Source organism: Ramlibacter sp. (genome assembly GCF_028291745.1).
In the GTDB taxonomy this organism is placed as follows: domain Bacteria; phylum Pseudomonadota; class Gammaproteobacteria; order Burkholderiales; family Burkholderiaceae_C; genus Ramlibacter.
Window position 1 is genome coordinate 61,940 of sequence record NZ_JAQGNQ010000058.1, and the last position, 10,759, is coordinate 72,698.

Below are 10,759 nucleotides of genomic sequence, written 5' to 3' on the forward strand. Positions count from 1 at the left end.
CCGCCGCATCCCCCTTGAATCGTTGCCTGCTCTCCCTGGCCTTGCTTGCCCTGTGCCAGGGGGTGTCGGCCCAGCAGCCCCCGACCGCGGGGGCCATCCAGGTCCCGCAACCGCCGCCGGCGCCGCGGCCTGAACCCGAGATCCGCATCGAGCAGCGCGCCGCCCCGGCAACGGGGCCCGCCGATGCCGTGCGGATTGTGGTGAACACGCTGCGGCTGGAAGGCGCCGTGCGCTTCCCGGAGGCAGACCTGATCGCCCTGACCGGCTTTCGCCCGGGCGCCGAGCTGTCCTTGGCGGACCTGCAGCGCATGGCCGCCAGCATCTCCGAGTACTACCGGCGCAACGGGTACTTCGTCGCGCAGGCTTACCTGCCGGCGCAGGACATCCGCGACGGCACGGTGACCATCGCCGTGAGCGAGGGGCGGCTTGGCCGCGTGCAGTTGCGCGACCAGACGAACCTGTCCGAACGGGTCGGCCAGAGCGCAGTGGCCGGCCTCGTACCCGGCGACGTGCTGGCCACCGCACCCGTGGAGCGCAGTCTGCTGCTGCTGTCCGACGTGCCCGGGGTGAACGTCCGGTCCACGCTGGTGCCCGGCGCCTCGGTCGGTACTTCGGACCTGATGGTCGACGTCACGCCGGGCGAGCGGGTGACCGGCAGCGTCGATGCCGACAACGGTGGCAACCGTTTCACCGGCCAATACCGGGTGGGTGCCACGGTCAACGTGAACGAGCCCTTCGGGCTGGGCGACGTCGCCAGCCTGCGCGTGCTCACCTCCGGCGAGGGCCTGAAGTACGCCCGCCTCTCCTACCAGATGCAGGTCGGCGTCGCGCAGGTGGGCGTCGCGTACAGCCACCTGGACTATCGGCTCGGCAGGGAATTCGAGAGCCTGGGTGCGCACGGCACGGCGCAGATCGCCAGCATCTACGGCCGCTACCCGATCGTGCGCAGCCGCAACAGCAACCTGTACGCGCAGCTCGCGTTCGACGCCAAGCAGTTCGACGACCGGGTGGATGCCGTCCCCTCGGACACCGAGCGCAACTCGCGCGTGCTCATGGCCAGCTTGCTCGGCGACCACCGCGACGGGTTCGGGGGCGGCGGAGCCGACTCGTACTTCCTCACCTGGGCGACCGGTGAACTGGAGATCGAGACGCCGGCGGCCCTGGCACTGGATGCGGCGACTGCGCGCACCAACGGCCACTTCGACAAGCTGTCCTTCGGCGCGACGCGCCTGCAGCGCCTGGGCGGCGGACCGTTCTCGCTGTACGCAGGCATCAACGGCCAGCTCGCCTCCAGGAACCTCGACGTCTCGGAAAAGATGGAGCTCGGCGGGATGAACGGCGTGCGCGCCTATCCGGAAGGCGAAGCGTATGCCGACGAGGGTTACCTCGTGACGCTGGAGGGTCGCATGGACCTGCCGCCGCTGCCCGCTGCGATTCCCGGCCGCATGCAACTCGTCGCCTTCGTCGACAGCGGCCACGTCCGACTGAACCGCGATCCCTGGCTGGCGGGCGACAACCAGCGCACCCTGAGCGGTGCCGGCGTAGGCATCAACTGGGGCGACCCCGGCAACTTCCTGGTGCGGGCGTACTACGCCCACCAGCTTGGCAGCGAGCCGGCCCTCTCGGCCCCCGATCGTTCGGGTCGCTTCTGGATCCAGCTCGTCAAATATCTCTAGGAAAGCCAGCATCATGAATCAAGGTCAATCCCGGGCATCGGCGCCGCCTTATGCGCTCGCAGTGCTGGCACTGGCCATGCTGGTGTCCTTCCAGGCGCAGGGCGCGCCAGTGGGCGGCGTGGTCGCCGGCGGCGCCGCGAGCATCGCGAGCACCGGCGTCCACACCACGATCACGCAGACCACGCCCGGCGCCATCATCAACTGGCAGGGCTTCGGCATCGCCGCCGGGGAGTCGGTGCAGTTCGTGCAGCCTGGCAGCAGTTCGGTGACCCTGAACCGCGTGACCGGACCCGATCCCTCCGCCATCTTCGGCAGCCTCTCGGCCAACGGGCGCGTCTTCCTGGTCAACCCGGGCGGCGTGCTGTTCGGCCCCGGTGCGTCCGTCAACGTCGGCGGCCTGGTCGCCTCGACGCTGAACATCACCGACAGCGACTTCATGGCCGGACACTACGTGTTCACGGGCACCGGCCACGGCGCCGTCGTCAACCAGGGCACGATCAATGCCGATGGCGGCTTCGTCGCTCTCCTGGGCAGCGACGTGTCCAACCAGGGCACGATCTCCGCGCGCCTGGGCAGCGTGGTGCTGGCCGCGGGCGAGGGCATCACGCTCGACGTGCTGGGCGACAACCTGCTGAACGTCACCGTCGATCGCGCTGCGCTCGCTGCGCTGGTGCGCAACGGCGGCTTGCTGCAGGCCGACGGCGGCCAGGTGGTTCTGACGACGCAGGCGGCGGGGTCGCTGCTGTCGTCCGCGGTCAACAACACCGGTGTCATCCAGGCGCGCACGATCGCCAACCACAACGGCACGATCCGGCTGCTGGGGACCATGGGGGAGGGCACGATCGACCTGGCCGGCCAGCTGGATGCCAGCGCGCCGCAGGGCGGGGACGGCGGTTTCATCGAGACCTCTGCCGGCCGGGTGAACGTACATGACGGCGCGCAGGTGACCACCGCCGCGCCCTTCGGCCGCACGGGCGAATGGCTGATCGACCCGCAGGACTTCACCATCGGCACCGGCGCCAACGACAACATCAGCGGCGCCACGCTGTCGGCACTGCTGGTCACCAACAGCGTGACCATCACCACGGCCCCGGGCCCGGACACCACCGTCGCCGGCACCCCGCCCGTGACGAACCTGAACACCGCCGTCGCGGGCAACGGCGACATCAATGTGAACGACGCGGTGAGCTGGACGGCCGCGCCGAGCACGACGACCCTGAGCCTGAACGCGAGCCGGGACGTCAACGTGAACCGGCCGATCACGGCGGTCAACGGCAACCTCGTGGTGTGCTGTGCGCGTGACATCAACGTGGATGCAGCCATCACCACCACCAACGGCAGCGTGCTGCTGGGCGCCGGGCGCAACGCGGTCTTCACAGCGTCGGCCGCCATGACGACCACCGACGGCAACCTGATGGTGTGCGCGGCCAACGACATCAGCATCGCTTCGGCCTTCGTGCTCACGCGCGGCAGCAGCATCCCGGCGCAGAGCCTGGGCCTGCCCAGCGGCCTCGTCCTCAATGCCGGGACCGGCGGCACCGGACCGGGCGTGGCCGGCGGCACGGTGGTGTTCGCACCCCTGGCGCCCAAGGCTACGGTCACGGGTCCCAACGCCGACGTCACCGTGAACTACACCCCGGTGAACTACGCCACCCCGAACAGCTATGCCGGCAACTTCACACTGACCAACGGCGCGACGCTGACCCAGCACATGCTGGTGTTCGGCGTCAGTGCCGACAAGACCGCCGACGGCACGACGGGCACGACCCTGGTGGGCCTGGCCGGCAACCCCGCCGGCGTCTCGCTGGTGGCAGGGCCCGGCAGCAGCGCGAACTTCGACACTGCCCTTTCGGGCTCCGGCAAGTCGATCACCTTCACCGGCTACACGCTGCAGGGCCCGAATGCAGCGCTCTATGCCCTGCCGGTCTCGTGCTGCGGTCCGATCGTGGCGCGAACCACGGGGACGGTGCTGGCCGCGGTGGTGGTGCCGCCGGCACCCGCGCCGGCACCCGCACCAGGCTCCGCGCCCGCGCCCGCACCTGGTGCCGCACCGCCACCACCGGTCGTCGTGCCGCCGTCGGCGGTGGTGCCGGGGGTGGACGTGCCCGGTGCGGGTTTCGGCACCGCAGTCCTGCCGCAGTTCGCCCCCTTCGTGGTGGCGCCGCTGCTGCTGCAGCCGCCGGTGCCACTGCTGGTCGTGGCTCCTGCGAGCGAGGCACCCATGGAGATCGTCGTGGTACAGGCCCCAGCTGCGGCAGCCCCCGTGCAGATCGTCGCGCCGGCCCCTGCGGCCGTGCCCGTGCCCGTGCCGGTGGCAGCACCCGCGGCGGCGCCGGCACCCGCTGCGGCCCGGCCTGCCAAGCCTTACCGGTACTAGCCGATGGCGCATCGGATGTGCTTGCGCATGCTCTGGCTGCTGGCGGCGGCGTTCGCACTGGCATGGCCAATCGCGTCCGTCGCGCTGCCCGCGGACTTCCGGCAGCAAGCGCCGTCCGCCGAGGCGCGGCAGGTGGCCGACTGGGTGCTCGATTCGCAGGACCACGCCGGTCTGCCCTTCGTCATCGTCGACAAGGTGCAGTCGCGCGTGTTCGTGTTCGATGGCAAGGGCGCGTTGCGGGGCGCGGCTCCCGCGCTGGTCGGACTGGCCACGGGCGATGAATCGGTCCCGGGCATCGGCCAGCGCCCGGTGGCCAGCATCCGGCCCGAGGAGCGCACGACCCCGGCCGGCCGCTTCGTCGCTTCCCTGGAGCGCAGCCTGCACGGGGACGAGATTCTCTGGGTCGACTACGACGCCGGCATCGCCCTTCACCCGGTCGTCGTCGTCCCCAGCGAGCGCCGCCTGCAGCGGCTGGCCAGTCCCTCGGCCTCGGAGCACCGGATCACCTACGGCTGCATCAACGTGCCCGTGGCCTTCTTCCGGAAGGTGGTGGCGCCGCTGTTCCGCGCCGGTCCCGGCGTGGTCTATGTGCTGCCGGAGCGGCGCCCCGCGCGCGAGCTGTTCGGTGCCAACGTTCGCGCGCGCACGCCGTAAGCCGAAGAGGATCTGGAAACGCCGGGGCCAGCGAGCCGGATCTCGGCACGATCCCGGCGCATTTGCGGCGCGTGCGCCTACGGCTCGTCGGTGTCGTCGCGTACAGAGGAGCTACGGCAAGCTCAGTACCATGGATCGATTGCACCTCTCTGCTCGCCTCCCAGGCACCAGGTTCAACCTATCCCTGCTACGCACGACGCAAAAGGCTGCCATGAATTCCGCTCTCCAACCGCGCCGTCCGAACCTGGCGCACAAGCGCTTCGTCCAGCCCTTGTGGCTGGCTGGTCTCGGGTGGTTCATCGCCTGTGCTGCCTTCGTCGCCGTCGCCGGCGCGAGCCTCCCGCGCGCCGGGTGGGCGGGCGATATCGTCACCCCCGCTCCCATGACCCGTCTGTCCGCCGCCGCTGGTAGCACCCGCACGGCGGGTCTGGCCGCGACTGAAGGCCTGAATCCGCGCTTGACTGCGCGCTGCCGGACCTGCGGAATCGTCGAAACCGTCCGGGCATTTCGGGCGGCAGGCGCAGCGCCCGCCGGGTACGAGTTGACGGTTCGCTTGCACGACGGCTCACGGCAAATCAGCAGCCAGTCGGACTCCGCGCGCTGGCGCGTCGGCGATTCGATCATGCTCATTGGTGGTGCCAGGCTCGCTGATCGCATTTGAGGCGCCCGCCACGAGGGCGGTCGTCCCTTCGCCGTGGCGGCATTCGTGTTGCAAGGCTGATCTTGCGGCGTTCCGCCATGCTCGTAGCCGGCATCCACCAGCGAGGTCGGCAGATGAAATCGCTTTCAAGGAGACATTCGTGAATCGCATCGCAATCCACTGCGCTCTCGCGCTGACGCTGGCGGCCGCGGCCGCTCCCGGCTTTGCCGCCGGCAAGGGCAAGCAGTCCGAGGCGCAAGCGGCGTATCAACAGGAACGCGCGCGCTGCCTGCGCGGCGAATCGGGCCAGGCACGCTCCACCTGCCTCAAGGAGGCCGGGGCGGCCTATGACGAGGCGCGTCGCGGCCGCCTGGCAAACGCGCCCGACACGGACCTGGCGCGCAACGCGACGCAGCGCTGCAGCGCGCAACCCGCGGCCGACCGCGATGCTTGCGTGCGGCGTGTCACCGGTGCCGGCAAGACCGAGGGCAGCGTCAAAGGCGGCGGGCTGATCCGCGAGACCGAGACGACGACGGAAATCAAGAGCCGCTGAGCGCGAGCCGATTGCGGCCGGCCGGGTGGGCCGCTGCGGCTCAGGCCTGCAGGTTCCAGACCGAAAGCGCCAGCACGAGGAAGCCCGCCACGGCGACACCCGCGTGTCCCAGCATCAGTCCGACGGGTAAGGCCAGCCCTTCGGAGTGGTAGCGCAGGTTCAGCACCAGGCCCCCGAGCACGGCGAGCAGCAGCAGGAGCAGCCCGCCCCAGCCGCCTGCCGGCATGTCGCTGGCGAGCCCCGCGTACACGACCAAGGTGAGGCCGGATGCGGCCAGCAGTCCGTGCAGCATTGCGATCCAGCTCGGCGGGCGAGGGTGCCCGGCGAAGCGCATCGCGGCCATCGACAGTCCGCCAGCGGCCGTGATGGCGAGCAGCACGACCGCCGTGCGCAACATGGTCTGGGCATCCACTGGCATCTCCTGGTTGTGACGCGTAGATGCCGTCACTGCAGGCCCCGTTCCGGCGGGCTGCGCACCGCCATATCTGTCTGGATGGCTGTCCAGACAGATGTGACAAACATGCACTCTGTCCAAGGCTATAGACACTGTCTAACCCGATCTATTGGACAGTGCCTAGACAGTGCATATCTCGCACCTCTCCCAGCCAGCAGCGGAAAACCTGTTGTTCAGTACACACGTCGAGCTCCTGGACTGTTGACGTACTGTCTAGACACAGTTAGATTCACTCCACACAGTCCAATACGAGGCCCTCTTGCTGACCAGCAAAGAGATCATCGAGAGAACCGGCATCTCCCGCGCCACTCTCAACAACTACATCGCCAGCGGCCTCGTGCCGCGGCCCCAGGTCCTGCCGCCAGGACCGGAGCATGGCGCTGCGCCTCGCATCGGCTATTTCCCCGACGACACGCTCGCCCGCATCGAAAGCATCCAGCGCCTCAAGCGCGAAGGCTGGAGCATTGCGCGTATTGCCGAGCAGTTGTCCTCCGCGCCGATGGCGGCCCCCGAGCCGCGTGCTGTTCACCAGCCGGCGCCGGCGCGGCCCGTCCAAACGGCCCCGGTCCATGGGGTGGCGCCAGCGAGCCGTCCCGTGGCGGCGGCGGCGGCCGAGTTTGGCGGTCCGAATCTCACGCTGCCGCACGCGCTCGGCAACCAGCCCGCGTACCTGGTCGACGACCGCCTCGCGATCGTCTGGAGCAACGAGCAGGCACGCACCGGCGCACTGTCGCCGCTGGCGCCGGCGGCCGGGCCGCTGACCGGCAACGTGCTGGCGCACCTGTTGGCGGCTGGCCCCGCCGCTGCGGCTGCGGTGCGCTTCCACCTGCGCATCGCCCGGGCGCGGGCGCTGCCGGTCGATCAGGTGGTCGCGGGCCTCGACCACGCAGACGCCACCCGCGTGCGCGATCTCTATGCGCAGTCCGCCAGCGCGCGCGATCGTCTGGTGCTGCATGCCAGCCTGCCGGGCGCCGGCGCCATTCCCCCGCGGCAGGTGCATGCGGTGCAGTTCCAGCAGGGCGTGCTCTTTGCCTACCTGCCGCAGGAGCAGGCCGAAGCGGCCCCGGCGCTGCCCGCGTCCACCGCGCGTGGCGTTGCCGCGCCGCTGGTGACTCCGGTCGCGGTCCTGGTCGGACGATTGCAGGACGCCGCCGGCCTGTGGGTCAAGCTCTCCGCCCAGGAGTACTTCGAACTGGTCAACGAAGTCTGGGCCGAGCTCGATGCGATCTTCCGCCGCCATCGCGCCCACCCCGGTCGCACGGCCGGCGAGGTGCTGGCGTACTACTTCATGCCGCAGGCGGACGCCAGCTACCTCTGGAATTCACTGGCCGCCGCCCACCAGACGCGCGACGCCATGCGGCAGATGTCGCATCGCTGGCAGCTGCGCAAGGGCTGGGACGTGGACCTGTGCATCAACGTCGGCATTGCCGAAGGCCAGGAGTGGATGGGCGCCGTCGGCGCCGCCGGCCAGGGCGAACTGCGCGTTCTCGGCGATGCGGCCGATCACGCCGAGCACCTCGCCAGCGCCAGCCGCGCGGGCGCGATCCTGGTCACCCGCAACCTGCTCGGCAAGCTGGGCCCCGAAGAGCGCCAGCACCTGACTTATGGCGTGACGCACCTGGCCTCCGGCCGCGGCGAGGCGCCCCTGCTGTTCACATTTGCCCGTCTCGAGGAGATCGCCGGCCCGGCCGCGGTGCCTGCGCACCTTGCCCGCTTGCCCGTCGCCGAACTCCTCGAACTGACGCCCCCGACCCCACACCCTGGCCCTGGCGGCACAGGCATCTAGAAGAAAAGAAGAAGGACTCCCCCATGCGCTGGTTCAACACCAAGGATATCCGGAACAGCATCTACGCGATGTTCAGCGTGAGCACGGCCTCGTCACGACCACGGCCGGACGACGGCAGCTCCCTCGAGAACATCCGCGACATGATGCTGGCGCTGGCCGAGAGCGAAGACAGCGAACGGGCCGCCGGCCTGATGCGGCGCATTCGCTACGCCATGGACCTGCAGGCCCTGTGGTTCATGCGCGGCGAACTGATGGCGCTGCTGGCCCGCAGCCGCGGCGAGGTGGCCGCGCGCCGCCACGTCGAGGAGCTCGGCGCGCACTTCGAGGACCTGCTGCCCTCGGGCCTGCGCTCGCGGCCCAGCCCCCTCAGCCCGAACTACCGGCCGAACCGCTCCGACGAGCTCTGAAGTCCCTCCGGCGCCGCGCCCGTGGCGCGGGTGCCGGAGATCATCTTCATCGCCGAGGCGATCAGCCCCGACACCTCGCTCATGTTGGCGGGGATCACCAGCGTGGTCTTCGATTGCTGGGCGACGTTGCTGAACGCATCGACGGCGCGCTCGGCCACCTTCAATTGCACGGCCTGTTCGCCGCCCGGCTGCCGGATCGCCTCGGCCACCTTGCGGATCGCCTCGGCCGTCGCGTCGGCCACCGCGACGATCGCCGCGGCCTCGCCCTGCGCCTTGTTGATCACGGCCTGCTTGGCGCCTTCGGAGCGGGCGATGAAGGCTTCGCGCTCGCCGGTGGCGATGTTGATCTGCTCCTGGCGCCGGCCTTCCGAGGCCGCGATCAGGGCCCGCTTTTCCCGCTCCGCCGTGATCTGCGCCTGCATCGCGTGCAGGATCTCCTTGGGCGGCGTCAGGTCCTTGATCTCGTAGCGCAGCACCTTGACGCCCCAGTTCAGGGCCGCCTCGTCGATGGCCTGCACCACCTGGGCGTTGATGATGTCCCGCTCCTCGAAGGTCTTGTCCAGTTCCAGCTTGCCGATCACGCTGCGCAGCGAAGTCTGGGCGAGCTGGGTCACCGCCACGATGTAGTTGGACGATCCGTAGCTGGCCCGGGTCGGATCTGTCACCTGAAAGTACAAGATTCCATCAACTTGAAGTTGCGTGTTGTCGCGCGTGATGCAGACCTGGCTGGGCACGTCCAGCGGCACCTCTTTCAGGCTGTGCTTGTAGGCGACGCGATCGACGAAGGGGATGAGGATGCTGAGGCCCGGAGTCAGCGTCGCGTGGTACTTGCCCAGGCGCTCGACCACCCAGGCGTTCTGCTGCGGCACGACCTTGACCGAGCGCGCCACGAAGATGACGACGATGACGAACAGAACGACGGCGACACCCATTTGCGATTCCCTTAGATTTTTTCCACGACCAGCTTGCTGCCGTCCACCTTGCGCACACGGTGCGGCCCCGTGCCTTGCGGCGTGCCGTCCGCAGGCACCGCCGTCCAGACCGTGCCGCGATAACGCACGGTCGCGGTGTGGTCGACGGTCCATGCATCCACATGCACCGGCTCGCCGGCATCGAAATTCAGGTTGGCGTTGGCGCCCGCGCTGCCGGTGAAGCGGCGCTTGCGCAGCACGTGCCAGCCGGCGAGGGCGCAACCGCCCACGACCGCGGCCACCACGAGTTGCGTGGACTGCCCGGTGCCCGCGTGCGCCGCGAGCGCGCCCGCCACCATGCCCACGCCCAGCATCAGCAGATAGAAGGTGCCGGTCAGCAGTTCGATAGCCACCGCCGCGCCGGCCAGCAGCCACCAGAGGGTCGAGTCAGCCATAAGTCCCCTTTCGGCGGATTGTGGTCGAAAAACTCGGCCGTGGCCCAACGCGTGCGGCGATTTCATACACTTCGCCCCTCGTTCGCGTTTTTCCTCTCCTGGACCCTGCATGAAGTTTCGCTTTCCGATCGTCATCATCGACGAAGACTACCGTTCGGAGAACACGTCCGGCCTCGGCATCCGCGCCCTGGCGCAGGCGATCGAAAGCGAGGGCTTCGAGGTCCTCGGGGTCACGAGCTACGGCGACCTCTCGCAGTTCGCGCAGCAGCAAAGCCGCGCCAGCGCTTTCATCCTGTCGATCGACGACGAGGAGTTCACGCCCGGGCCCGACCTCGACCCCGCGGTGCTGAACCTGCGCGGATTCATCGACACCGTTCGCCGCAAGAACCTGGACGTGCCGATCTACGTGTACGGCGAAACGAAGACCTCGCAGCACCTGCCCAACGACATCCTGCGCGAGTTGCACGGCTTCATCCACATGTACGAGGACACGCCGGAGTTCATGGCGCGCCACATCATCCGGGAAGCCAAGTCCTACCTGGAAGGCATCCAGCCGCCGTTCTTCAAGGCGCTGCTCGATTACGCGGAGGACGGCTCGTACTCGTGGCATTGCCCCGGCCACTCGGGCGGCGTCGCCTTCCTGAAAAGCCCGGTGGGCCAGATGTTCCACCAGTTCTTCGGCGAGAACATGCTGCGCGCCGACGTGTGCAACGCGGTCGACGAACTCGGGCAGCTGCTCGATCACACCGGTCCGGTCGCGGCCAGCGAGCGCAATGCGGCACGCATCTTCAACGCCGACCACTGCTTCTTCGTGACCAACGGCACCAGCACGTCGAACAAGATGGT

General features: G+C 69.2%; 11 protein-coding genes. 8 read left to right on the forward strand and 3 right to left on the reverse strand.

The window, feature by feature from the left end:
* Window positions 1–14 precede the first annotated feature (14 nt).
* From JWP60_RS10730 to JWP60_RS10750, 5 genes are all read left to right on the forward strand, one after another.
* A complete protein-coding gene (locus JWP60_RS10730) occupies window positions 15–1,676 on the forward strand; it encodes a ShlB/FhaC/HecB family hemolysin secretion/activation protein (RefSeq protein WP_299790434.1) in 1,662 nt (553 codons plus the stop codon).
* A gap of 13 nt (window positions 1,677–1,689) precedes the next feature.
* A complete protein-coding gene (locus JWP60_RS10735) occupies window positions 1,690–4,053 on the forward strand; it encodes a filamentous hemagglutinin N-terminal domain-containing protein (RefSeq protein ID WP_299790437.1) in 2,364 nt (787 codons plus the stop codon).
* Window positions 4,054–4,080: 27 nt separating this feature from the next.
* The gene (locus JWP60_RS10740; RefSeq protein ID WP_299790440.1) at window positions 4,081–4,707 is read left to right on the forward strand and encodes a hypothetical protein; all 627 of its coding nucleotides are present in this window, start codon (window positions 4,081–4,083) and stop codon (window positions 4,705–4,707) included.
* Between the two features lie 211 nt (window positions 4,708–4,918).
* The gene (locus tag JWP60_RS10745) at window positions 4,919–5,368 is read left to right on the forward strand and encodes a hypothetical protein (protein ID WP_299790443.1); all 450 of its coding nucleotides are present in this window, start codon (window positions 4,919–4,921) and stop codon (window positions 5,366–5,368) included.
* A gap of 139 nt (window positions 5,369–5,507) precedes the next feature.
* The gene (locus JWP60_RS10750; protein WP_299790446.1) at window positions 5,508–5,900 is read left to right on the forward strand and encodes a hypothetical protein; all 393 of its coding nucleotides are present in this window, start codon (window positions 5,508–5,510) and stop codon (window positions 5,898–5,900) included.
* A gap of 40 nt (window positions 5,901–5,940) precedes the next feature.
* Here JWP60_RS10750 and JWP60_RS10755 read toward each other — a convergent pair whose 3' ends face one another.
* Window positions 5,941–6,312, reverse strand: coding sequence for a hypothetical protein (locus JWP60_RS10755; RefSeq protein WP_299790449.1), 372 nt, complete (start codon window positions 6,310–6,312; stop codon window positions 5,941–5,943).
* A 301-nt stretch (window positions 6,313–6,613) separates the two neighbouring features.
* On the opposite strand from JWP60_RS10755, the gene JWP60_RS10760 reads away from it, so the two are divergent.
* Both JWP60_RS10760 and JWP60_RS10765 read left to right on the forward strand, forming a co-directional pair.
* Entirely contained in the window at window positions 6,614–8,140 is a 1,527-nt protein-coding gene (locus JWP60_RS10760) for an adenylate/guanylate cyclase domain-containing protein (protein ID WP_299790452.1), read from the forward strand.
* Between the two features lie 23 nt (window positions 8,141–8,163).
* Window positions 8,164–8,547: a hypothetical protein gene (locus tag JWP60_RS10765; RefSeq protein ID WP_299790455.1), complete on the forward strand. Its 384-nt coding sequence runs from the start codon at window positions 8,164–8,166 to the stop codon at window positions 8,545–8,547.
* Here JWP60_RS10765 and JWP60_RS10770 read toward each other — a convergent pair.
* Both JWP60_RS10770 and JWP60_RS10775 read right to left on the reverse strand, forming a co-directional pair.
* Window positions 8,517–9,479, reverse strand: a complete 963-nt coding sequence (locus JWP60_RS10770; RefSeq protein ID WP_299790459.1) for a stomatin-like protein — start codon at window positions 9,477–9,479, stop codon at window positions 8,517–8,519. The two genes, JWP60_RS10765 and JWP60_RS10770, sit on opposite strands and share 31 nt — an antisense overlap.
* An 11-nt stretch (window positions 9,480–9,490) precedes the next feature.
* Window positions 9,491–9,913 (reverse strand): NfeD family protein, encoded by a 423-nt coding sequence (locus tag JWP60_RS10775; RefSeq protein ID WP_299790462.1) that lies wholly within the window; start codon window positions 9,911–9,913, stop codon window positions 9,491–9,493.
* A gap of 109 nt (window positions 9,914–10,022) precedes the next feature.
* On the opposite strand from JWP60_RS10775, the gene JWP60_RS10780 reads away from it, so the two are divergent.
* Window positions 10,023–10,759: Orn/Lys/Arg decarboxylase N-terminal domain-containing protein (locus tag JWP60_RS10780; RefSeq protein WP_299790465.1), on the forward strand; the 737-nt coding region annotated here is incomplete at its 3' end.

Excerpts from the sequence above, each read along its gene's own strand:
- JWP60_RS10735 (WP_299790437.1), top strand. The coding sequence starts at position 1,690 with ATGAATCAAGGTCAATCCCGGGCATCGGCGCCGCCTTATGCGCTCGCA.
- JWP60_RS10740 (WP_299790440.1), top strand. The coding sequence starts at position 4,081 with ATGCTCTGGCTGCTGGCGGCGGCGTTCGCACTGGCATGGCCAATCGCG.
- JWP60_RS10745 (WP_299790443.1), top strand. The coding sequence starts at position 4,919 with ATGAATTCCGCTCTCCAACCGCGCCGTCCGAACCTGGCGCACAAGCGC.
- JWP60_RS10765 (WP_299790455.1), top strand. The coding sequence starts at position 8,164 with ATGCGCTGGTTCAACACCAAGGATATCCGGAACAGCATCTACGCGATG.
- JWP60_RS10770 (WP_299790459.1), bottom strand. The coding sequence starts at position 9,479 with ATGGGTGTCGCCGTCGTTCTGTTCGTCATCGTCGTCATCTTCGTGGCG.
- JWP60_RS10775 (WP_299790462.1), bottom strand. The coding sequence starts at position 9,913 with ATGGCTGACTCGACCCTCTGGTGGCTGCTGGCCGGCGCGGCGGTGGCT.